General features: G+C 48.0%; 20 protein-coding genes. 5 read left to right on the forward strand and 15 right to left on the reverse strand.

What is annotated here, in order from left to right:
• Positions 1–272 precede the first annotated feature (272 nt).
• The 7 genes from L5L91_RS16380 to slyA form a co-directional block, all read right to left on the reverse strand.
• Positions 273–1,289: an IS110-like element ISSba19 family transposase gene (locus L5L91_RS16380; RefSeq protein ID WP_263237142.1), complete on the reverse strand. Its 1,017-nt coding sequence runs from the start codon at positions 1,287–1,289 to the stop codon at positions 273–275.
• Positions 1,290–1,318: 29 nt separating this feature from the next.
• Positions 1,319–2,005: a hypothetical protein gene (locus tag L5L91_RS16385; RefSeq protein ID WP_263237143.1), complete on the reverse strand. Its 687-nt coding sequence runs from the start codon at positions 2,003–2,005 to the stop codon at positions 1,319–1,321.
• Between the two features lie 847 nt (positions 2,006–2,852).
• The gene (locus L5L91_RS16390) at positions 2,853–3,920 is read right to left on the reverse strand and encodes a c-type cytochrome (RefSeq protein WP_263142115.1); all 1,068 of its coding nucleotides are present in this window, start codon (positions 3,918–3,920) and stop codon (positions 2,853–2,855) included.
• A 10-nt stretch (positions 3,921–3,930) separates the two neighbouring features.
• Positions 3,931–4,554, reverse strand: coding sequence for a c-type cytochrome (locus tag L5L91_RS16395; protein WP_105251326.1), 624 nt, complete (start codon positions 4,552–4,554; stop codon positions 3,931–3,933).
• A 225-nt stretch (positions 4,555–4,779) separates the two neighbouring features.
• Positions 4,780–5,808, reverse strand: coding sequence for a DUF2955 domain-containing protein (locus L5L91_RS16400; RefSeq protein ID WP_113940046.1), 1,029 nt, complete (start codon positions 5,806–5,808; stop codon positions 4,780–4,782).
• Between the two features lie 213 nt (positions 5,809–6,021).
• Entirely contained in the window at positions 6,022–7,080 is a 1,059-nt protein-coding gene (locus L5L91_RS16405) for an HlyD family secretion protein (RefSeq protein WP_263177523.1), read from the reverse strand.
• An 8-nt stretch (positions 7,081–7,088) separates the two neighbouring features.
• Positions 7,089–7,562, reverse strand: a complete 474-nt coding sequence (gene slyA / locus L5L91_RS16410; RefSeq protein WP_105251323.1) for a transcriptional regulator SlyA — start codon at positions 7,560–7,562, stop codon at positions 7,089–7,091.
• Positions 7,563–7,785: 223 nt separating this feature from the next.
• Between slyA and L5L91_RS16415 the strand changes: the two genes are divergently transcribed.
• Positions 7,786–9,687, forward strand: coding sequence for a methyl-accepting chemotaxis protein (locus tag L5L91_RS16415; protein WP_263237237.1), 1,902 nt, complete (start codon positions 7,786–7,788; stop codon positions 9,685–9,687).
• Positions 9,688–9,743: 56 nt separating this feature from the next.
• Here L5L91_RS16415 and metF read toward each other — a convergent pair whose 3' ends face one another.
• The 3 genes from metF to metB form a co-directional block, all read right to left on the reverse strand.
• Positions 9,744–10,631 carry a methylenetetrahydrofolate reductase gene (gene metF, locus L5L91_RS16420; protein ID WP_263237145.1) on the reverse strand — a complete coding sequence of 296 codons (888 nt, stop codon included), beginning with the start codon at positions 10,629–10,631 and terminating at the stop codon, positions 9,744–9,746.
• A gap of 217 nt (positions 10,632–10,848) precedes the next feature.
• Positions 10,849–13,242 carry a bifunctional aspartate kinase/homoserine dehydrogenase II gene (locus L5L91_RS16425; protein WP_105251321.1) on the reverse strand — a complete coding sequence of 798 codons (2,394 nt, stop codon included), beginning with the start codon at positions 13,240–13,242 and terminating at the stop codon, positions 10,849–10,851.
• 11 nt (positions 13,243–13,253) lie between these two features.
• Positions 13,254–14,417 carry a cystathionine gamma-synthase gene (gene metB / locus L5L91_RS16430; protein ID WP_263237147.1) on the reverse strand — a complete coding sequence of 388 codons (1,164 nt, stop codon included), beginning with the start codon at positions 14,415–14,417 and terminating at the stop codon, positions 13,254–13,256.
• Positions 14,418–14,629: 212 nt separating this feature from the next.
• Here metB and metJ point away from each other — a divergent pair, with 212 nt between their 5' ends.
• Together metJ and L5L91_RS16440 are read left to right on the forward strand one after the other, a co-directional pair.
• Complete coding sequence (gene metJ, locus L5L91_RS16435; protein ID WP_105251319.1) at positions 14,630–14,944, forward strand: met regulon transcriptional regulator MetJ; 315 nt, start codon at positions 14,630–14,632, stop codon at positions 14,942–14,944.
• A gap of 134 nt (positions 14,945–15,078) precedes the next feature.
• Positions 15,079–15,822, forward strand: a complete 744-nt coding sequence (locus tag L5L91_RS16440) for a sulfite exporter TauE/SafE family protein (RefSeq protein ID WP_113940051.1) — start codon at positions 15,079–15,081, stop codon at positions 15,820–15,822.
• 106 nt (positions 15,823–15,928) lie between these two features.
• Here L5L91_RS16440 and nrfD read toward each other — a convergent pair whose 3' ends face one another.
• The 5 genes from nrfD to L5L91_RS16465 all read right to left on the reverse strand — a co-directional run bounded on the left by nrfD (position 15,929) and on the right by L5L91_RS16465 (position 21,405).
• Positions 15,929–16,876 (reverse strand): NrfD/PsrC family molybdoenzyme membrane anchor subunit, encoded by a 948-nt coding sequence (gene nrfD / locus L5L91_RS16445; RefSeq protein WP_105251317.1) that lies wholly within the window; start codon positions 16,874–16,876, stop codon positions 15,929–15,931.
• Positions 16,877–16,878: 2 nt separating this feature from the next.
• The gene (locus L5L91_RS16450; RefSeq protein WP_263183959.1) at positions 16,879–17,445 is read right to left on the reverse strand and encodes a 4Fe-4S dicluster domain-containing protein; all 567 of its coding nucleotides are present in this window, start codon (positions 17,443–17,445) and stop codon (positions 16,879–16,881) included.
• A gap of 12 nt (positions 17,446–17,457) precedes the next feature.
• Complete coding sequence (gene phsA, locus L5L91_RS16455; RefSeq protein ID WP_263186142.1) at positions 17,458–19,740, reverse strand: thiosulfate reductase PhsA; 2,283 nt, start codon at positions 19,738–19,740, stop codon at positions 17,458–17,460.
• Between the two features lie 430 nt (positions 19,741–20,170).
• Complete coding sequence (locus L5L91_RS16460; protein ID WP_263186143.1) at positions 20,171–20,818, reverse strand: pentapeptide repeat-containing protein; 648 nt, start codon at positions 20,816–20,818, stop codon at positions 20,171–20,173.
• 104 nt (positions 20,819–20,922) lie between these two features.
• Complete coding sequence (locus L5L91_RS16465; RefSeq protein WP_263142125.1) at positions 20,923–21,405, reverse strand: SRPBCC family protein; 483 nt, start codon at positions 21,403–21,405, stop codon at positions 20,923–20,925.
• Between the two features lie 235 nt (positions 21,406–21,640).
• Between L5L91_RS16465 and L5L91_RS16470 the strand changes: the two genes are divergently transcribed.
• Positions 21,641–22,069, forward strand: a complete 429-nt coding sequence (locus tag L5L91_RS16470; protein WP_317629816.1) for a hypothetical protein — start codon at positions 21,641–21,643, stop codon at positions 22,067–22,069.
• Positions 22,056–23,159: a phosphoribosylaminoimidazolesuccinocarboxamide synthase gene (locus L5L91_RS16475; RefSeq protein ID WP_198573393.1), complete on the forward strand. Its 1,104-nt coding sequence runs from the start codon at positions 22,056–22,058 to the stop codon at positions 23,157–23,159. Before L5L91_RS16470 ends, L5L91_RS16475 begins: the two co-directional genes overlap by 14 nt.
• Positions 23,160–23,434: the final 275 nt, after the last annotated feature.

The following is a 23,434-nucleotide window of genomic DNA, read 5'->3' on the forward strand; positions in this document are numbered from 1 at the left end:
CGGTCATATATGGACCCATCCGGTTTGCAAGACATTCGATAGCGATTTTGAGAAGAGTTCATTGCACCCATATATTCGGCCTGTTATTGAGGGATTCCTCTGGCCCTGATGGATATCTGCTTCTACTGTCCTTATCATCCTTGCGGCTTCATTATGAGCCTATGCCCGACTAAGGTTTTCAGTAGATCAGTCTGACTGTCTCGTCATCAAATCAAGTGTCTTAGCAACTTGCTGGTTGGTTAATTATTAACGTTTATTGAATCTATTCAGCACTATACTGGAAGTCGATATTCTTCGTCATGCGCCGCGATAACCCATGCCATTCTCGCGAGTTTATTGGCGACGGCTACACAGGCTCGGTTAAAACCTCGACGTTCTGCTAACTGGATTACCCAGCAACTAAATTTATCCTGTTTATGACAACTGTGTTGCAACACGGCTCTGGCGCCGTGGATGAACAGGGTACGCAAGTAAGCATTTCCCCGCTTGCTTATTCCAAGGAGGTTATCTTTACCTCCACTGCTGTGTTGCTTGGGAACCAAGCCACACCAAGCTGAAAAGTGTCTACCATTACTGAAATCTTTACCATCACCGACGGCCGCATAAAAGGCGGTAGCGGTTACTGGGCCAATACCTGGGATAGTCTCTAACCGCTGGCAAATCACATTGTTTTTAGTTTCAGTTAGCACTTGAACGTCACAACCCTTAAGCCGTTTTTCTATATCACTAAATTCTTCATATAACTGATAAAAAATGGCCCGACCTTTGGTGGTCAGCGCATTGGTTTCATCCGCTAAAATATCTGGGAACTGTACTTTAAAAGCCGATTTACTTTTGGTTATCACAATGCCGTATTCCGCTAACATCCCTCTGACTTGATTGATTAAGGCGGTTGATTGTTTGTTTAAACGCTCACGCATGCGGTGGAGAAGTTGTACATCTTGTTGCGCGACGCCTTTTGGCTTCACAAAACGCATGTTGGGTCGCTGCGCCGCTTCTGCGATGGCTAAGGCATCGTTGTAGTCATTTTTATTACCTTGCCGAAAAGGCACCACAAATTGAGGGGCGATCAACTTGACGTTATGACCCAACAGCTCAAACTCTCTGGCCCAGTAATTTGCTCCACCACAGGCTTCCATCACAATCAGACACGGCTCTATTTGAGCGAGAAAGGGAAGCAAGTCCTTGCGTCTAAGCATTTTCTTTTTAATTAACTTGCCCGCTTTATCGACGCCAACAGCATGAAAAACAGACTTTGCGATATCTAAACCGATTGTAGTAATCTTCATAGGTGGACCCGTCCTCTTTCTGATGAGTTTTAGCGACTACATCGTGGCCCATTGCGAGGCCGATTAAAAGTGGATGGGTCCATTCCATTATCCATGACCGCACTTTCATAAGGTATACCTTGAGTTACCTTGTAATATGCATCTCTCATCAATTCGAAAGTAGCAAGTGCTGTATATATAGGCAGAGATCCAATACCAGCAAGCATTAACTTACAGAAGTTATTATTATCATCGTAAATTCGATAGAGATATTGTCTCTTAAACTCCTTAAGCTCTTCATCTTCTGGATTGACAATGAAGTTAACGTACGATTCCAATGCATCTCGGGTATCACGGATTTCATCGGGAGTAGGCTCTGAATACATATGCATAGCAACAGATTTATAAATTGCAGAGAAATATTTTAAATAGAATGAGTCATCATAGTATTGCTTTATAAGAAAGCAGGCTCCTACCGCGCGGAGTAAACCTTCTTCTCTAGCAAGGCGTTCGACTTGTTCGTACGTTATATTCAAGCTGTCTCGGACATCTTCGTCTGGCGCAAGATTAAAATCGTCTTCCACACTGGAAGATCGAACAATAAATTCATCTACCCATGCGGCAAGCATGGAAGGTGATTCAAAAATTTCTTTTTCAGATGGTTTTTCGATCATTTGAGAAGGCTCTGGAATTGATTGTTCTTTCCTTTTGCCAAATAGCCTGTTTAAGAACCCCATGCTTGAATTCTCCTTGATGCATAACGTGATTGCCAAGACTTCTCGTTTAAACCCTGTTTTAAAGTGTTAGCTTGATATAATAAATCAAATATTTCAGTAAATTAGCACTTATCAAGTTCGAAATACAATCTGTTTCAGCTTGGAGAAACCCAGAACTGCTATCCATGTTGTGTGCTAATCACGACCTTTTGTGGCAAGAAAAATGGAATAGGCACAACTCTTTTGGGATTAACAGCCAACACCGAGACTACAGAAGTTCATCCTCCCCTCGGAGTTGCCGCAGGGCATTTGTGTTCGTTGCGTGATCGAGGCATGGATGCCGAGATAGTGTCAGTCGAATCAGGGACGAGCGTCTGACGCGATAGCATAAGGACGCTAAATGCCCAAGGGGCTTTCAACTCCGTTAGGGGCGTCTTGGAGCATCCAAGGAGGATAGGACGAGCAGTCCTCCTTGGTCGGGTGTGGGGTGAAGCACCACGACCTTGATTCACCTCGGCCGTAAGGCCGCAATGACTAAACATATACATAATCAGGTATGGGACAAAGCTCCAAGACTTTGATTTACCTCGACCGTAAGGCCGTATTGACCTTATACAAGACGACCGCCCCATGACCGCTTTTTGGCATCCATGCCATCACAGCATTGGTGAATCCTTTCACATCAGACGGGGCGGTCGAGCATCCACGGATGGACTAGCTGCGTGTCGGTGAGAAAGTGCCATGACAAGCCTAAACTCTTGGGCTAATTAATAAAAAAGCCAGCAAAGCTAAATGCTTGCTGGCTTTTCTGTCTAACTTATTCACTCGCTTTATAACATCACACGAGCACTTAATCTCAGCGGCTCAACTATGACTTCTTAGGAAAAATCGGATAGGACTCAGTGCCTAACACTTTGCCATCGACCGTGAGACCATAGTAATCGCTGTCATTGTGGTATTTCTCCTGCGCTTGCTTCACATCGCCTTTGTTACGTGGGTCCTGTGGACGCTCGTGGGAGTTGATATAAGCGGCAACATCCCAAGCCTGTTGGTTCGTCAGCTGCATGCTCTTACCAAAGGGCATGTTTTCATAAATGAAAAATGCGGCAGTATTGACCCTGTGCATTCCCGCTCCCCAGTTATAACTTTGAGGTCCCCACAGCGGCGGCAGTGCATACACACCCGCAATGGCTTGACCTTGCCCATCAACACCATGACAAGTTTGGCAATGGGCGACATACACGGCTTTACCTCGTTCAGGTGAATAGGCTTGTTCGGGTTTTGGGATCTCAGGATAAGCTCGACCTGGCAAGTTAGCACGTTGCTCAACTGTCATCGCCTTAGCTAATGCCTCTGGTAGTGGGAAGTCATCCCGCTTAGCACCTTTGACTAACTCAGCATCACTGATCTCAGGAACAGGGCCACTGATATTAGCCTCATCCATCAAGCCGCCCATGCCCAACCAATAAGCGTAGGCAGAAAGCGCCACTAACTCAGGGCTACCTGATGCTGGTGCTTTACCATTCATCGAATAGTTAAAACAACCTTGGATGCGTTCTTCAAAGCTACTGACTTTATTGTCTTTTTTACGATACGCCGGATAAGCAAAATACGCACCCCAAAGGGGTGATGCATTGGCTTTACGGCCTGCATCCATATGGCAATTGGTACAGTTAAGCTCATTACCCACATACTTATCACGCAGCTGTTGGGTATTCACAAACAGTTGATAACCTAAACGCACTTTGTCACCAAAGGCGCCTTCGGGAATCGCACTCAAAGGTCTAGGGGTAAGATAGGTTTGATCTGCTACCTTAGGGAAAGAAGGCAGCGGAGCTTGCTTATCTGGGCGTTCTTGTACTGGCTCAGTTTCAGCTTGCGCCTGAACGGTTAACGACCCCATCGCGGCCAGTAATAACATTGCGGAATATTTCATGGCCGGCTCCTTATTTTAAATTCGCAAAGTAGTTGGCTAACGCATCAATCTCGGCGACGGTGAGCTTATTCGCGACGCTCCCCATCATGCCATCGACGTCACCTTTACGTGTTCCCGACTGCCATGCCAATAATTGCGTTTTGATATAACTCGCCTGTTGACCTGCTAAGCGAGGAAATAAGCCGCCACCTAATGCAGAAGGACCATGGCAGGTCACGCAGGCTGGTAAACCACGGGACCAATCACCTTGATAGGCTAAACGGGCGGTATCATCATTAAAAACAACTTGTTCACCGCGGATAACAGGCTTGACGTCATTGGCAGGCTTAGCTGAAAAATAGCTCGACACTTGCTCAATACCGTCACCTTGGAGAGTCATTGCCATCGGCATCATGGTCGCATTTTGGCGAACGCCCGCTTGGAAATGCTGCAATTGTGTCGAGATATATTCTTTAGATAATCCCGCTAATCGAGGGCCGAGTGGTTCAATACCCTCACCCGCTGCCCCATGGCAAGACACACATAACTGTGCAGCTTGTGGCATAACGTTCATCGATTGTTTGTCAGAAGGCTCGGCGGCAGCGGCATAGCCGCTACATAGCGTTAAGCCTATGACTAATGTTTTAATCTTCATGTTCTATCCTTGAAGAGAATTAAGCTCTAAAGCATAGGGGTTATTGTTATTTATGTTTGTGCTCACACACTAAACCCATTTTAAAATCAGCCGCTCATTTTTAAAACAGCCAATAAATGAGCCTTAACATTCATTAAGAGTCACTTATTGTTCAATTCAAACGGGATAAATTTACCTTACTCTGTACAAGGTTAAGCTGCAAGCCTTCAAGACTTAATGGCCTGCTCAATAACCAAATCGCGTCGATTCGAAACGATTCAATAACTTATGTATCAAATAGCATAAAAGTAACGTGCCAACGATAGCGATTAAAATACTGCTCACTCGGTATAAGGCACTGAAGATTAAGTCGTTACCTGGGGTCAAATACTGCCCAAACAAAATCCCTAACGTGGTCATAGCACCAAAACCCACGCCAGAGCCATTCGCCTCGCGCACATGGGCTTGGCTAAAAATCATCAGTCCGATCCACAACAAGGGGACAACTAACATCAATAGCCCTGACCAATCATAGAGCAGCAACTGCACGAGTATCCCAAACGACACACCCAACAGGGTGCCTATGGCGCGCTTACGGGCATAGTCGAGTGCACCATTCCAATGCATGGGAAACAATAGCAAAAGAGTGGTCGCTTGAGCCGACATCGAATCCCGCAGATCAAATATTTGGAACACCAGAAACGATGCCGTCGCTATGGTCGCGCCAAGCAAGGCTTCGTGGCGCATTCGATGCGGCGCCTTAGGCCCAGGTTTGTAAGCTGCCCTTGGTTCCACATCGGGCCAGAGTGCCGTCATAGCGTAGGCGATAACAACTGAAAGTGCTGTCGCCCAAAAGTTACTGAAAACTAAGTCGTTTAAGTCAACCCCTGGATAGCTGGCAAAGTGCAGCATGATACTGAGGCTGAGCACTCCATTGGCACCAAAGAGAAACAAACTGCCGCGGGACATGGCCGCAAAGCGGTATAAAAATAATAGGAAAACGATGGGAGTCATCATGCCGGGATGGCTGCCAAAGAAACCGCCGAGTAACCCAACCTCTAACCCAGCCATGGCAGATGAAGCCAATAATTGGCGCATAGCATGGCCATTCATCACTGGCACTAATCCGAGTAGTAGCATAGGTGTCACAGTGAAGAAGACTCCATTGCTCCAACCAAAAATTTTACACAGGGTAAAACCTAAGGTCGCGCCAGTCGCAATCCGTAAACACTGGCGTAAATCGTTGGCCGTCAATGGGCTATGGCGTAGTAACATGCTCGTCGCCTTGTTCTATCGATACATTAAATGAGGATGTTTAGCTGGCTTATGCTGCGTTCACACTTATGTTGCTTTGAAGCGTTCACTCAAGCCACTCGCGGCAAATACAAACCACCGCGAGTCACGCGTGCTCGTCAACACAGATAAGTACTAATGGATATGCCGATAAATATGCTGGTAAATACGCTAGTAAACATTCTAGTAAATAGGCTAGTAAATATAGTGCAGCAGGCTGATTGCTTTAATCTGCACCTTAGCGAGCAAGCTAAACAGGCTATTCTCGGGCAGCAGTTGCACGGTCGCGCGCGCACCCGCAGGTAAGCTGTTCATTGCCATACCATCTAACACTAGATGTAATCTCAATCTTTGGGCATCACGTACCCAACGGTCCGATTCCTGTGGCGCGGCTAAACGGCCATTGGCATCAAATTGCCCTGCACTCACGCCCGCATCAACACTGCTCACCGTCGCCCGATATAAACGCCCAGGTTCGCCATCGAACGCAATCAAAGCGGTCGAAGTAGCATTCACGCCACGCAGGCTCTTCTCGCGAAAATCGGCAATAATATCCACTTTATCCGATACCACGGCCAACAGAGGTTGCCCCACGGTCGCAAAACTACCGACTTCTAACTGCAGGTTAGTCACTATCCCATCTTGATCGGCACGTATTTGTGTGTAAGACAGATTAAGCTCAGCTTGGGCTAAATGGTTTTGCGCCTGACGCACTTTAAGATTCTCTTCGCCATAACTGCCACGACTCACTTTGAGTTTTTCTAAACGCGCATTGGCGGCAAGCAAATTGGCTTCAGCAGCTGCGGCATCGCTATCGGCTAGCTCCTTTTGCTGCTGAGATACACCATGGGTGGCATACAGGGCATCGAGACGTTTAGCCTCGCTGCGTTTTTGTTGTGAGGTGGTTTTATTGGCATTGACCTCGGCCTTAGCGGCCAGTAGCGAGGCATCTAACTCAGCATTATCTTGACGGGCTTGCTCTAAGGCCAATTTAGCTTGCGATACCGCTAACTCATAGGGCGCGGGATCGACTTGAAACAGCAAATCGCCTTTGGCAACCGCTTGGTTATTGGTCACGGCTATGGTCTGAATTTTACCGCTGATCTGCGGTGTCACTTTAGTCACTACACGGGTCGCCATGGCTTGAGGCGTCAATGGCATCATAGTGTCGGCCAGCATGAAATAGCCAAAAACCATCACAAAGCCAAACATGGCAAATTTTACTAAACGGGCAAACTGTTGATCCGGTGTCATCTTCTTTCTCACAAAAGGGTGTCTGTAACCTTGGTTAATTTGGCGCTGGCGTTGTCGCTGATCAGGCTAATAATGCGTTCAAATTCGCTCAACTCTTCGGCACTGATCCCGCCTAATAACTCACGGCGCACTTGAATAATCCGCGCTTCCATTTGCTTTAAAACATCTAATCCTGCTGGCGTCAGGCTCACAATCCTTGCCCGCTTATCTTTGTCACAACAATGACGCTCGACTAGACCTTGCTCTTCTAATTGCCCTAAGGTGCGCATTAGCGAAGCCAATTCAATTTCTAAGGCATCGGCCAATACTTTCTGGCTCACGCTGTCGCCTAAACGCAGCAGTTTCCAAAGGGCAGTCCAACGGGGATGAGTTAATCCTAAAGGTGCCAGCTCAACATCGGCCACGGTACGCCACAGTCGATGCAGACGCCCTAAATGCTCCGCCAGTGATAACTCTTTTAGTCGCTCTAATTCTTTTTGCATCTTGCGCACCCACTTAGTTAGCGTGCTAAGCATTATACTTAGTTAGCAGGCTAAGTAAATATTTAGACCCAAAATAGATCTGTGTCCAAGGGCACGAAACGAGCGTAAGAGGGAATAAATAACTTAAAAAGGTTCGCGCCCTCTCAAATCTTATCAAGTTGTATCTCTATAATATCAAAAGGATAAATTGAGTTGATTTGCACATGAATTGGAGGCTGTTTTGATAAATCTAAAAATTAGTACGAGGATCGTTATTGGGATCTGTCTATTACTGTTAACAGTAATGAGCTTTATCATGCCGCTCGTTCTCTCTGAATTCAGTCGCCAAGTTGCAGAATCCGAGCAAAGAGAACTCCATAAGATCTATGAAACCGCTGTTGCCGAGATAGCCTCATCGGGCAAATTAGCCGAAGCAATGGCAACCATCATCTCACTCACGCCAGAAGTTCAAAGCACCTTTGCAACAGGCGAGCGTGATGAACTCACCGCCCGTACCTTACCTATATTTACCCAACTTAAGCGCGATTTTGCGGTTCAGCAATTCCAATTCCATAGACCACCAGCCACTTCTTTTTTACGCTTGCATCGTCCTGAAAAATTTGGCGATGATCTCACCAGCATACGCAAGACCATAGTTGAAACAAATAGCCAAAAGCGCCCTCTTTATGGCTTGGAATATGGAGTGGAAGGATTAGGTATTCGTGGTTTAGTTCCAATGACTTACAACGGACAACACACGGGCTCAGTTGAGTTTGGCATGTCCTTCGGTCAACCCTTTTTTGATAATTTTAAACAAGCCTATCAAGCAGAAATTGCCCTCATCTTGCCAGATGATTCTGGATATAAGTTATTTGGCGCGACATTCACGCCTGATACCCAAGCGACAGATGAACTCAATAACGTCATGCAAGGCCATGAAGTCATACGCACTATTTCCTTAAATAACAAAACCTACGCCCTGTATCGCAACGCCATAAAAGATTATTCAGGAAACGTATTTGGGGTACTCGATATTGCGATGGATAGAACCCATTCAGAACAAGCGATAGCGGATATTCGCCTTAAGTTGATCCTTATCGGTTTAGTGGCTCTGGTCATTGGAACTGCCATTGCTTGGTTTATTGCCAAAGGAATTACTCGCCCTATCGCTGAAACCACCCAAGCCATGAATGATATCGCTGAAGGTGAAGGCGATTTAACCCGCAGAATCGCGGTAAAAGGTAAGGATGAAATTGCTGAATTATCGATGGCATTCAACCGCTTTGTAGAAAAAATTCACAACACAGTTTCCCACGTCGCCGACTCAACAAGCCTGCTCGCCACCTCTGCTGAAGAAATGTCGAGCATTACGCGGGAAACCCAGAAGATGGCGAGTCGTCAGCACCTCGAAACCGAGCAAGTTGCCACCGCAATGAATGAAATGGCCGCAACGGTACAAGAAGTTGCCCATAATGCGACCGATGCGGCCGATGCAGCCAATCATGCCAATGACTCAACCGAACAAGGCAAATTGGTTGTACAAAAAGTGGTAACCACTATCGCCATACTGGCCGAGGAAATAGCCACAGCAGCGAGTGAAATCAATGAATTAGAGCGTAATACCGCTGAAATCGATTCTGTACTTGTGGTTATCCGTAATATTGCCGACCAAACTAATTTACTCGCACTCAATGCGGCAATTGAAGCCGCAAGGGCGGGAGAACAAGGTCGAGGGTTTGCAGTCGTTGCCGATGAAGTACGCACTCTGGCGAGTCGCACTCAAGCATCTACGGCAGAAATTCAGCAGATGATCGAAGCGCTTCAGCATAAAGCTAAGTCTACAGTCAATGCGATGGAAACCAGCACCCGCACCACCCAAAGCTGTGTATCCCAAGTTCACCAAGCGGGTGAAGCACTCGAAGCCATTACCCATGCGGTTTCCACCATTAGCCAGATGAATATCCAGATCGCCAGCGCTGCAAATGAGCAATGTGCGGTTTCGGCTGAGATTAATAAAAATGTTAATAATATCAATGATATTGCGACAAATGCGACAGATAGTGCGGTACAAACCGCACGCGCTGGCGATGAACTTGCCCAACTCGCAGCCCGTTTAACAACTTTATTAGCTCAATTTAGAATTTAAACAAAACAAAACGCCGCATTCTCTGCGGCGTTTTTATTAGCTTATTTTATAAAGTTTTATTTAGGACGCACGCCTAAAGTGTGGCAAATCGCGTAGGTCAATTCGGCGCGATTTAAGGTGTAAAAATGGAAATCCTTCACGCCTTCGCGGGACAGCACTTTCACCATGTCGATGGCCACGTTTGCCCCCACCAATTGGCGTGTACCCGCATCGTTTTCTAGACCGTCGAATTGCTTATGTAACCAATTCGGTAACGACACATTGGTCATGCCCGCGAAACGTTTTAGCTGGGTAAAGTTAGTCACAGGTAAAATACCCGGCACAATTTCAACGTCGATACTGGCGGCAACGCAGCGATCACGAAAACGCAGGTAAGATTCCACATCGAAGAAAAACTGGGTAATGGCACGACTGGCACCCGCATCAATCTTGCGCTTAAGGTTGATCAAATCCGCCTGTGCATTGCTCGCATCTGGATGCACTTCTGGATAAGCCGCAACGGAAATATCAAAGTCAGCCACAGAGCGCAGCAAACGCACTAAATCCACCGCAAAACGGGTTGGCTTGGGGCTGCCCGCGGGTAAGTCACCCCGCAGTGCCACTATGTCACGAATGCCCGATTTCCAATAATGCTTAGCCAGTTCTAACAGCTCTTCATCGCAGGCATCCACTAAGGTTAAGTGCGGCGCGGCAACGAGGTCGGTTTCCTGTTGGATACGTTCAATCACACCATGGGTGCGGTCGCGCACACCTGAGTTAGCACCGTAAGTCACAGACACAAACTTAGGATTCAGCGGCTCTAAACGACGGATAGAGTTCCACAGGATCTGCTCCATTTCGGGGGTCGATGGCGGGAAAAACTCAAAAGAAACATTAATATCGCCATTAAGCTCAGACAAGCTCTGGTTCAGCGATTGTGAATGTTGTGCGTGATGAAAAGCCATGTGTATTTCCTCAACCGCCCTTGGCGCTACTCTTTGCTAGTATGAATTAGTTCAAATGGACGTTTGGACGTCTACATGTCCATATACTAGAGAAACTGAGATGTAAGTCAAGCCAAAAAATACCCATAAACCGCATTTAATCTCGGTTAATTCGATAGATTTATTCTAGCCAATAAAAAAGGACTCGAATGAGTCCTTTAAGAGGCTTGATATCGCGTTATTCCTGCAGCAGATCGCGACAGATCTGAGTCAGATCCGACTGCACTGCCGCCGCTGTCACTTCGCGTCCAGCGCCCGGTCCACGGATGATCAGCGGATTACCTTGGTAGAAGACACTGCGGATCACAAACACATTATCACCAGGGGTTAAGTTGGCGTAAGGGTGATGAGTATCAATCCACTGCAAACCCACTTCGGCCTTGAGCTCTGGGCCGCTGTTGTCTAAGGATGCCACATATCTGAGCACCTTATTTTGCTCCGCCGCCGCACCATACTGTTGCAGCAGATCGGCATCTAACTCGGCAATGCGGGTGAGAAATTGATCTAAGGGAATATCCGCCAAAGCGGCTGGTACGAGTGAGCGCAGCTCAATATCTTCAAGCTCGATTTCAAGGCCAATCTCACGGGCTAAGATAAGCAGTTTACGCTGCATATCACGGCCGGAGAGATCGTCGCGGGGATCGGGTTCAGTAATACCTAAGCCTCTGGCTTCAATCACTAATTCTGAAAATGGCTTACTAGTATCGTATTTCTCAAACAACCAACACAAGGTGCCGGAGAAAATCCCGCCCACCGCTTCAACGCTATCACCGCTGTTACGCAGATCATTTAGCGCATGTTGGATAGGTAAACCAGCGCCACAGCTGGCGTTATAGCGCCAAAACAAACGACGATTACCCAGTTGCTGCTTTAACTCTCGATAGAAAGGCAGTGGACCCGAGCCCGCAAGTTTATTCGCGCTCACCACATGGATGCCACGCTCGAACAGTTCTGGATATTGCAGCGTCAAACTGGCGCTGGCACTGATATCTAAGGCCACCAGCTCATCGCAATTAACTTGCTCTAATTGCTCGAATAAATGTTCATACTGCCAAGGCGTTGCTTCAGTATTAAACTCTGTTTGCCACGCGGCAAGATTAATCCCAGTTGATTTAATCAAGGCTTTACTCGAACTGACTAAACCGACTAACTCAACACTGGCTTCGAGTTCATGGTCTAGTGAGGGTGAAACCGACTTAAACAGATCGATCCAAGCCTCACCGATATTACCCACACCGAGCAGCAGGACGCCAATGCGTTTACGCGGGCCAGCGCAGCGACGGTGGACTTTTTGGGTTAACAGATTCACCTGTGACTGGGGCACTAACGTCACTAAACTTAAATCGCCACTGAACAAAGGTTTAGCATCACGGCTCAGTAAACGGGCGAAGCTGCGGCGATAATGTTCGGCGTCGGCACTTACTAATGCAACTAAACCAAAATCTGTGTTGATCTGCTGCTCGCTGATCCCTAATGCTTCTGCCTCGGCATCGAGTAATCTTTGAACTTGTTTTTGATTCTCAGCGGTATAGGCAAGTTCAACCCTTTGATGGGCAGAGGTCCAATGGGCCAATGGCGTTAAACCCGCGGCAATCAATAAATCTAATAAACGAGTTAACTCCCCTGTGAGTTTAAAGCCGAACAGGACAACAGCATTGAGGTTAGTCACCACAGGCGCGCTCGCCGACGAACTGTGGGGCGCGATCAAGGTAAAGTCGGTGTGGGATGCATAACTTGAGCGTACCGCTAAACTCACTTCGGTATTAAACAAAGGCTGCAGAGTGCGCGAATGTAATACTGGCGAGCCTAAACGCGCGAGGCGATCGGCTTCGGCAAGTGACATGCTTTTCAGTAACTTGGCATCGTTGATTTTATTAGGATCGGCGTTGAACACCCCTTCCACATCGGTCCAAATGGTCACGCGCTCGATATCGGCGAGACTAGCAATCAGGCTGGCACTAAAATCTGAACCATTACGACCAAGTAACAAGGTATCGCCACGCTCGTTAGCGCAGATAAATCCTGTGATCACTAAGCGTTCATTGGGATGCGCAGCTAATAGGGCTTGTACTTTAGCGCGGGATTCCTGTACCCGAATTTGTGGCACAGCGGCTTCATCGGCCACTAAAATTGAACAGGCATCCACATGGCTTGCTGCCACGCCAGATTCGCGCAGCAGCGCCGCCATTAAACGTGCCGACCAACGTTCGCCAAAGCTCACCACATGGTTGATTTGGTATTCATTGCGCTCATCTAAGGACAACAAGCTGATGAGTTGCGCTTTATCAGTGGCCAAACGCTCACGCAGATCGCGGGCTTGTTCATTCGACAACAACTGCTCAATCAACCCCTGTTGGTAGCTGATCAGCACTTGTAATTCTTCTTGCCATAGCTGACCCGCATCACGCAGCGCTAATAATTTATACAGGAAATTCGTGCTCTTACCCGCCGCAGAGACCACCACGAGATCATCACTATGACCGTGGGTTAACAGGATATGGGCGACTCGGCGATAACAATCGGCATCCGCTAAACTGGAGCCACCAAATTTATGTAAGTGACAACGTGCCATCTATTATTCCTCTACTGACAAGCCGCAACGGCGGCTAATCCTGCTTGAATATCTGCAACTAAATCGGCGGCATCTTCAATACCCACCGATAGACGCAATAAGGTGTCTTTAATGCCTGCCTCAAAACGCGCCTGCGGCTCCATGGCTCTGTGGGTCATAGTGGCGGGCACGGCCACTAAACTTTCAACGCCACCTAAACTTTCCGCCACGCTAAATAAGCTGAGTGCACCTAAAAAGGCCACGACTTCGGCCTCACCGCCTTTGAGTTCAAAACTCAGCATAGCGCCAAAGCCCTGTTGTTGCTTGGCCGCAATGGCGTGGCCTGGGTGATCCGCAAGCCCTGGGTAATAGACTTTACTCACCACAGGGCTTTGCGTTAATACCTCAATAATACGCTGGGCATTGGTTTGATGCTCGCGAATACGCACCGCTAAGGTACGCAGGCCGCGCAGGGTCAGATAACTGTCGAAGGCTGACCCCGTTAAGCCTAGAGTGTTCGACCACCAATGTAAGCTTTCGCCGATTTGCGCGTCTTTGGCGACCACTGCGCCGCCGACCACATCGCTGTGACCATTGATATATTTAGTGGTGGAGTGGATAACGATATCCGCGCCTAACAATAGGGGTTGTTGCAATATCGGCGATAAAAAGGTGTTATCGACCACCACCAGCGCGCCGACCTCATGGCTCGCCTTAGCAATAGCTTCGATATCTACCACACGCAATAACGGGTTCGATGGGGTTTCGAGCCACACCATCTTAGGATTCTGCGCAATGGAGGCGGCTAACGCTTGGCTGTCGGTTTGGTCGACCACAATGAGCTTAAACTGGCCTTTCTTCGCCAAGTTGGTAAATAAACGGTAGGAACCACCATAGCAATCATGGGGCACAACTAATAGGTCATCGGGGCCGAGCAAAGTAGTCACTAAGGTGATGGCCGCCATGCCAGTGCACGTCACTATGCCAGTGGCACCCTTTTCTAATTGCGCTAATGCTTCGCCTAAAATGCAGCGCGTTGGGTTGCCTGAACGACTGTAATCGAATTCGCGGGGATTTTTATGACCATCGAAGGCGTAATTAGTCGACAAATAAATCGGTGGCACAACTGCGCCATATTGAGTATCGCTTTCGATACCCTGACGCACTGCCAGTGTGGCTAATTGACGCTCTGCCATGGGTGGACTCCTAAATTCGATAGACTGATAGAGATGTCTGGACGTCTAAATGTACCTAAGCCCAACGCCATCGTCAATAGGCGTGAAGACGTTTAGACGTCTGAACATAAAGAAATCTGTTTGCAATCACAAAGAAATAGTAGCAATAATTTGACTGTTCTTTGTAAGGGTTTAAAATCTGCCCCGAATTTAGCGTTATAACAGGTGAGTCAATGACTGAATGGAATGGGGAATACATCAGCCCCTATGCTGAACATGGCAAGAAGAATGAACAAGTAAAAAAAATTACTGTGTCTATTCCGCTCAAAGTGCTTAAGGTCCTCACGGACGAACGTACTCGTCGTCAGGTCAATAATTTGCGTCACGCCACCAACAGCGAGCTGTTGTGTGAGGCATTTTTGCACGCCTACACTGGCCAGCCATTGCCCAACGATGAAGATCTGTCAAAAGATAACCCAGACAGCATTCCCGCCGAAGCCAAGTTGTTGATGGATCAAATGGGAATCGAGTGGGAAGACATGGAATAGCGACTCGTCGCTTTCAAAGTCATATCACAGTGCTCATCAATAGGGATCGTTAACGATCCCTTTTTGTTTATACCCAAGCGACTTCAAACTTTAAATTTCACTATCTTGAGGTGGTTTGGGATATAGGAAATCCTATGTTTTCTATGATAGATCCACAGACACTCGCCTTAGCCTCGCTGGTCGTGTTTCTGGGCGCCTTAACCCAAAGTCTGATTGGGTTTGGGCTTGCGGTTGTCGCCAGTCCTTTGCTGTATATCGTCGATCCACAACTTGTACCTGCGCCTGTTATTGCTATGGGTTTCTCCATCGCCCTGCTGACCTTAGTGCGTGAACGCGGTCACTTAGAATTCAATGGCTTGCAATATGCGCTCCTAGGTCGCGTGCCCGGCGGTTTTATCGGCGCGAGCCTGTTGCTGTTTGCGCCTCAACCTATACTCGGTTTATCCATCGCCGCCATTGTGACTGTCGCAGTGATCCTCAGCCTGTATAAATTCAGCCTGCCAGTGAATAAGAAAACCCTCTTCGGTGCGGGCGTGGTTTCAGGGATCTTCGGCAATATCGCCGCGATTGGTGGCCCGCCGATGGCGATTTTATTGGCAGGCAAAGATGCCTCGCAGTTTCGTGCTGCCCTGTCGGCCTTCTTCATTTTTAGCTCCATGATTGCATTGATCATTTTAGCGATCACTGGCTTATTAGAATTAAAACATCTGTGGCTGTCGTTGATGCTGCTCCCCTCAGTGATTTTAGGTTACTTAGTCGCAGGACGATTAGTGGGCCGTGTCGATAAAGAGAAGACAAAGATGGCGACGTTAGTCCTGTGCAGTATCAGCGCCTTAGTGCTAACGGTGAAGTCGGTTATTGAGTTATTACCCCAATAAGCGTCCTGCTTGTACTGGCAAACCTTCTCAAGATTCAAACAATAAAAAAGCACTGACATTGCCAGTGCTTTTTCTTTATCTATCAATATGTAAAGCTAGATTACACTCAGCTTAAATAGCTTTGCCCTGCGTACACAATAAAGTGTCTTAAGGCGAGTACGCCCGTTAAGCTCGCACAAGCCACCATGATCATCGCGCCCTTAGTGTGGCGAGTCGCGGCGGGTAGCAGCATAAACAGCAATGGAATACCAAAACCTATACCGACAACGCCTATCCAGAACACGCTTGCCCATAACCCAGAAGTTAACGATGCTAAGGCCGCAGCCGCCGCGCCGCCCTTGAAGTACAAGGCGCAGAACAACATGAACAGGAACAGGATTTCAATCGCCATCACAGGCAATTCTAAACCGTGCATCTTCACTAAAGTTTTGTCGTGGCTGTCAGTCTTAAACATCAGCAACGCCAGTACCGCGTTTGCCGCAGCGCCCGCCGACAAACCTGACACTAAAAACAGCGCAGGCAGTACCGCAGTGTTGAGCATAGGATAGGCATTCATCGCCGAAATTAAGAAGCCAGTGTAAGCCCCTACGCCAATGGCGAGGACAAACAACAATACTTCAATCAGCTTTCGAAATGGCATAAGTAACTTAGCGATAGGTGTTAGGAAACCCAAACCCCATTTTGGTAAGTCATCCCGCAGCACAATAATGGCGTACGCAAAAGCTAAGGGAGAATACGCCAGCAGCGCCAGCACCCCGATTGCCATCACAGACTGGAAGTTATAGTGAATTAAGATCAACCAGAAGTGGAATGGTTTGGTTAAGTCAAACACTAAGCAAGCTAGACCTAAGCTAATTGCTACAGGCCCAATAATGGCTGCCGCCTTAAGAATGCTGCTTTCAGCTCCCGCGCTGAGTTCCTTATTCGCCCAGCGCAAACCAATGCCAATCAGTAAACTGCCCGCGGATAACCCCGCCATAAACAGGTAAACGGCGATGACCCAGTGCCAAGTGACAGGATCATATTGCGCCATGTCGCCCCAAGTATTGTTCATAATCAAATCCCCCCTCTTTTGGTAGGAACGCGATATACCCTAGGTTTAGTGCCCAAATGGGTTTTATCTTGGTAAGTGATTTTAGTGTTGAGCATGATGGCCACTTCACTCTTAGGATCATTGGCATCACCAAACACTAAGGCATCGGTTGGACACACAGTCACACACGCTGGCTCTTCACCCCGAGCTAAACGACTGTCTTTACAGAAGTTACACTTATCCGCCGCCTTGGTTTCTGGGTTCATAAAGCGCACTTTATATGGGCACGCTGCCACACAGTACATACAGCCGACACACTTCTCGGTATGGATAGAGATAATGCCATCTTCACCCACATAGGCCGCGCCTGTTGGGCACACTTTAACGCATGGTGCATCTTCACATTGCTGGCAAGATACCCTGTGATATTTGAAATGCAGATTGGGCATCTCACCAAAGGGGCCTTCCACACGCACTTGCAGACGAGTTACGCCTTCGGGTACGCCATTTTCACTGCGACACGCCACGTTACAAGCTTGGCAGCCGATGCACTTATTCTCGTCGTGCACCATTACATATCGTTTATTCATTTAAGCCTCCGATTAGCGCTTTGCCAGCGTGACGCCCGTGGTGTGCACTGTCATGCCACACACAGGAGCAGTAACGTGCGGCAGTAAGTTACCGCAGTGGATACCTTTGCCCGTTGCTCTGACCAACTCTTTGTTTTTAGAACCAAAGCCCATGTAAGCAAACACAGTATCTTGGCGAATACCCGGCGTGACTAAGGCATGGCCTTCTTCTGTGCCAACACTACTGGTGAGGCGGATTGGGTCGCCATTGCTGATCCCTAATTTGCCCGCAGTGACGGGGTGAACCCACACAGCGTTATCCGACATCAGGTTAGCGAGCATAGGTACATTGTGGGTGGCGCCATTGGTGTGCACCGCCACTTTGCCTTGGATAAAGTACAGCTCATCTGCTTTTTTAAGATTCACTTCGCGGAACTTGATCACCCCACGGCCTGGTGCCATGGCTTCGACTTTCGCGGAAGTGAGTTCAATTTTGCCACTCGGGGTTTTAAAGGTCAGTGCGCTGGCGTAAGTGCCGTCTTCATCGGCAGGTCGCGCATTGGGGTATGCCTTAATAAACTCGGCAACCATCTTAGGCTCGCACAACATAATTGGCTTACCGAAGCTCACAAAACCTTCGTCTTTGATCCGGCGCAGCAGGTCAGTGTCGCGGTTCACCTGCAGCATTTGCAGGGTTTCCATGTTTTCCCATGGATAGAACTCGCCAAGGCCCATAGCCACACCCACATCCTTAAAGATCTGCCAAGAAGGCTTAGTATCACCTAAGGTTTCAACGACCCGTTGGCGCACATAATAGGCCGGATTTTTACCTGACTTATCAGCAATTTCTTCATCACGTTCAAGATAAGTCGACTCAGGTAAAATCACGTCCGCATAGGCGGCGGTTTCGCTGATATACACATCACACACGGCGATAAAGTCGAGCTTTTTCATCGCTTCAACAACGCGCGCCCTGTCTGTCATGGTTTGCATTGGGTTAGTGCGTGACATCACCCAGCCGTGTAACTGGTAAGGAACCGCGCTTAATGTGGCATCGAGAATAGTTTGGTAAACGCCGCCCGATGTCCACATCATGGCGTACTGTTCTTCCACCTGATCGATACGTTTCGCTGCTGGTTTTGGCATGTCTTTCACGCCAGGTTTTGCCAATACGGGCGCAACCGCTTCACCGGCAAGCTTGTTGTAATCACCGGGTTTCTGGCCGATATAAATCCCGCCCTTACGCTCGATGTTACCAATCAAGACGTTAGCGGCGTAAAGGGCGCGGCGCATCTCAAACTCTTCGGTGGTAAAGGTGGCTCTGTGACCAAAATCGACCACAGCATGGGGCGCTTTAGCGGCATATTCGTGGGCGATACGACGAATGTCTTTGGCAGGCACATCGGAGATGGTTTCAGCCCATTCAGGGGTATAAGCTTTCACTTCGGCGGCAAAGGCTTCGAAGCCTTCCACATAGCGCGCGACAAATGCCTTGTCGTAAAGATTATCTTCAATCAATACATGGCATAACGCCAAGGCGACGGCTACGTCGGTACCGGGGCGAATGGCATACCATTCATCAGCTTTATCGGCCACGACGGAGAATCTTGGCTCGAACACCACCAGCTTGGCACCTTTGTCCATTTGCGCCGCCATCATGCCGCGGGTTTCGGACATATTGATGCCTTCGTACAGGTTATGCCCGAAGTTAATGATGTATTTAGAATTACTTAAATCACGTTTGACCTTAGTGCCAAAAATAGCCTTAGCGGCAATTTCATAACCACCAGGGCAAGTCGACGCGTGGGTAAAGGTATTTGGACTACCAAAGGCGGTCGCTAGATGGAATAGATGCTTTTCCTGTGAGCCAGATTTTGACGAGAATGCCACGGCTTCTGGGCCATATTCTTTTTTGATTTTATTGAGGTTTTCAGCGATTAATTTATACGCCTCATCCCAACTGATCTCAGCCCATTTGCCTTCGCCGCGCTCACCGACCCGCTTTAACGGTTTAACGATACGCTGTGGATCGTACAATAAACTATGGCCTGCGCCGCCACGGGCACACACTTTACCGCCAAAGGATTTAGCGGCCTTGTTGCCACTAATGAAGACGTTTTTGCCCTCAATCACCCGCGCCGAAATCGGGCAACGGGTCGAACACATTTCACAAATACTGGCAATGTCTTTGCCCATGCCCTTTAGCTGCTTATTCTCTAATGCCGCTAAGCTGCCCGGCAGCAGACTGGCCAACGCACACGTGGCGCTGCTCGCTCCTGCTCCCTTTAAAAAGGTTCGCCTATTAAGCTCAATCATGGTTACCTCCATCACGCTCATCCCACCCGTCAGTCGCCACATTGGGCGCCATCGAGCAGAGGTTTGCTCACTGATTTGATTACTTTTTTAGTTATAAAGCGTTAAAACAGCGTCACCATATCTTCAAAATACACGGCATACGCTGAATACACTGCTCATCCACAGAGATTGTTATCCCGAAAGAGGTAGGTGGGTATTGTGGTAAACCACATGGGGAAGCTCGGTGTGATCTACCGCAACTAAAACCTAGGACTGACCTTGAAATACGTGAATAAGATCAATAGGTCTTAAAAAACGGACAGAAAAAGCCGCCAGATGGGACAAATGGCGGCTTCAAAAACAAACAGATATTTCAGTAAATTGCGATAACACTCGTAGGATGAGCATCACTATGCTGAGTGAAAAGCTGAACGAAAACCTACCACAATCCTTAATCCATTAATTCTATATCGAGGCTGTTGAGCAGCCGAATCGCTTCGTCGCGGCTAAACTTAGCGCCTTTGATTTTATTGTTAAAAATGTCGATATCGTAATTGGATGCCTCGCTGAAATCCGCCTCCAATAATTGAGTTCGGCCAAACAGACTATGACTAAAATCCGTGTAGGTGAAATTGGCTTGATTAAAACTGCCCTCGCGAAAATCGACATCGTGGGCCTTGCACTCTTCGATGATGATTTCATCGAGGGACAAACCTAAAAATGAGCAATCATTTAAGATGGATTGCTTAAAGGAAAAGGGCGCGGCAAAGGATAAACGCGACCACGCGGCGCGGGTCCAATCGATACCGACTAACTTACATTCTTCAAACTCCACCCCGCTGAACTGACACTGGGGCACTTTCACTAAGCTCAAGTTGCAACGCACAAAGCGGCAATCGATAAACTTGCATTTACGGAAAGTGCTCTCGCTAAAATGGCAATCTTGAAAGCAGCAATCCTCAAACTCGATGCCCTGTAGATCTTGGGCTAATTCCGACAAGCCATTGAACTGTTTTGATAAAAAACTATTGCCCTGCAAAGCCGCGCTTTGTGCGAGTTGCGATGGCGCAAGCTGTGGCACTTCTTTCTGTGACGACATAACACCTCTAATCCTGCCCAATCCCCAACAATAAAATATGCAGGGCAATTGGGCTAGATACTGCTTATTGTTTACTCTCTGATACAATGCTTGAGACTCACCGGCTAAATGCTCGCGACGAGTTCCTCAAGCTGATCGGTCGCCTTAGACCAACCCTGATGAAACCCCATATCCTCATGATTCTGCCTATCTTCGCTATTCCAATGCAGCACCCGCGCAGTGTACTTGGTCTTGCCGTCCACAGGTTCAAAAGTAATAGTTGCCGTCATAAAGGCTTTATCGGACGGCACCCAAGCCTCAGTAAAGGCATCGGTAAATACGATGCGCTCATTCTCAACCACCTCGAGATACACGCCACGATTCGGGAAATCCTGTCCCTCAGGGCTGCGCATCACGATCACATTTGAACCACCGGCACGCACATCTAAGCTCGCGCTAGCCACAGTCCACGGCCTTGGCGTAAACCAAATTTTGAGGAGTTCTGGCTCGGTCCACGCGCGGAACAGCTTTTCTGGCGGCGCATCGATAATCCGCTCTAATACTAGCTCTCGTTGATTATCATTATGTACATGCTGACTTGTGCTCATATTCCCTCCATTGGATATTTGGCTTGATGGTCTTGTTGGCTGCAGCTACGTCATAAGCTCGCACATCAGCGCGCTAAAATACAGCCCTTCAACATTAGCTCGTCCGCAGAACACCAGCCCTCCATGATACTCAGCACAGAGTGTTAGCGCGTGATTCCCTTGCAAATCCTTATGCCCGCTAGATTCAAGCCACAGAACTATATAAAGAGCTGTGTAAAGATCTGTGCAAAGAACGATGCAAATAGCCGTGGCAAATTTTGTCAAAAAAGGTAGAATGTCGCCACTTTTTAGCGGCAGTCTAGAACAAGGTTCTCTCGGATTAATGGTTAGCATTTTCGAGCAAAATGGCACGGGCCCAGCCCGCTTTCGCAGACCACTTTCACTGTGGTGCCAACCTTGCCCTGCGTTTGTTCCCTCCCTTGCATTATCTCCACCCAACACAATTCAAACACCGCCCGAAAATACGACTTTTGCTGTTCAAGATTTAACATCAAATCCCGCAAACTGGCTGAGCGATTTACGCCCTAAGCCAAGCGCGAATAATAAAGCGGTTGCAATGAATCTGGCTGTTGCTAACGCCATAGTCCATCTGCAAACCGACACTTATAAAAACCTTATCCCTACACTCTCTATCCTAAGGAATACTCGTCATGAGTCTTGCTGATTCCGTATTAGCCGTGAATAACGATTTGCCAATCCGCACCGACAGCCCAGTCCACAGCGGCAAGGTTCGCAGCGTTTACTGGCTAACCGATGCCGACAGCCGCCGTTTAATCAAAACCAAGGGTTATAACGTCCCCGAAGATACCCCGCTCGCCATCATGGTGATCAGCGACCGTATCTCAGCCTTCGACTGTATCTTCCACGGTGAAGGTGGCCTCAAAGGCATTCCCGGTAAAGGCGCGGCATTAAACGCGATATCTAACCACTGGTTTAAACTGTTCGCCGAAAACGGCCTAGCCGACAGCCATATTTTGGATATCCCGCACCCGTTCGTATGGATAGTCCAAAAAGCTCGCCCTATTAAGGTCGAAGCTATTTGCCGCCAGTACATCACAGGCTCAATGTGGCGCGCTTACTCTAAGGGCGAGCGAGTATTCTGTGGCATCACACTGCCAGAAGGCTTAGAAAAAGATCAAAAGCTACCTGAGCTGTTAATCACCCCATCGACTAAGGGCATTTTAACCGGCATCCCAGGCGTGCCAGCCCAAGATGACGTGAACATCAGCCGCAGCGATATCGAAGCCAACTACCAAGCCTTTGGCTTTGAAAAGTTAGAAGATATCGACCTGTACGAGAAGCTGTTAAAAGATGGCTTTAAAGTGATTTCAAAAGCACTGGCCGACATTGATCAAGTGTTTGTCGACACTAAATTTGAGTTCGGTTATGTCACTGATAAAGATGGCAATTCAAAACTGATTTACATGGATGAAGTCGGCACTCCAGACTCATCACGTATTTGGGACGGCGCCGCCTACCGCGATGGCAAGATTTTGGAAAACTCTAAAGAGGGTTTCCGCCAATTCCTGCTAAATCATTTCCCAGATCCTGATGTGTTGCTCAACAAAGACAGAATGCCAGAGCGTGAAGCCCTCGCCCGCGACAATGACCTGCCACTTGAGGCCATGATGCAAGTGTCACGCACTTACACCGGCGTTGCCGAGAAGGTGACTGGCGCGGCGATTCCGCTGCCAGCGAATCCTAAGGCAGATATTATTAAGATACTCAAAGATGAGTATGATTTGATCGTGTGATCAAATCATTGTGGGATGGGAGTTTTCCCTTTCCCAAGAGTTGAAAGGCGCTTCGGCGCCTTTTTGTTTTTTAAACTTGGGTTTGGATTTATTTGTATGAGTCAATTTAACTCAATTCTGAAATGCAAATCTGAGAAAAATCAAAGTCAAAGTCGTGGGGCTTCACCCCACAGCCGACCAAGGAGGACTGCTCGTCCTATCCTCCTTGGATTCTCCAAGACGCCCCTAGCGGAGTTGAAAGCCCTTTGGGCATTTAGCGTCCTTATTCTATCGCG

It is taken from the genome of Shewanella sp. SM55 (genome assembly GCF_025654025.1).
GTDB lineage: Bacteria > Pseudomonadota > Gammaproteobacteria > Enterobacterales > Shewanellaceae > Shewanella > Shewanella oncorhynchi.